The organism is Mesorhizobium sp. GbtcB19 (assembly GCF_019091085.1).
In the GTDB taxonomy this organism is placed as follows: Bacteria; Pseudomonadota; Alphaproteobacteria; order Rhizobiales; family Rhizobiaceae; genus Mesorhizobium.
Window position 1 is genome coordinate 1 of the sequence record NZ_JAGXJY010000519.1, and the last position, 236, is coordinate 236.

Consider the following 236-nt stretch of genomic DNA (forward strand, 5'->3'; position numbering starts at 1 on the left):
TTCGGGCGGGACACGGCGGGCTCCGCGGCGATCTGCGCCGGCTTGGTCGAAGACATTTTCGACCGCGGAATCGCCGAGAAGGGTGCGGTGACAAATATCAACGTGCCCTCGCTGAAAGCAGGCGGTCCGAAAGGGGTGGCCGTCACGCGTCCGGCCGAGCACGGCACGCGAAGCACGTTCCGATTGGACAAGGTCCACGCAAGCGGATGGCGCGTCGGCGTGGCGCTGGGAGAGTC

Annotated in this window: 1 protein-coding gene; it reads left to right on the forward strand. The window is 66.9% G+C overall.

The window, feature by feature from the left end; translation table 11 throughout:
• Positions 1-42: 42 nt before the first annotated feature.
• The coding region (locus tag KVT37_RS32900) for a hypothetical protein (RefSeq protein WP_217579096.1) at positions 43-236 on the forward strand (194 nt) is incomplete at its 3' end.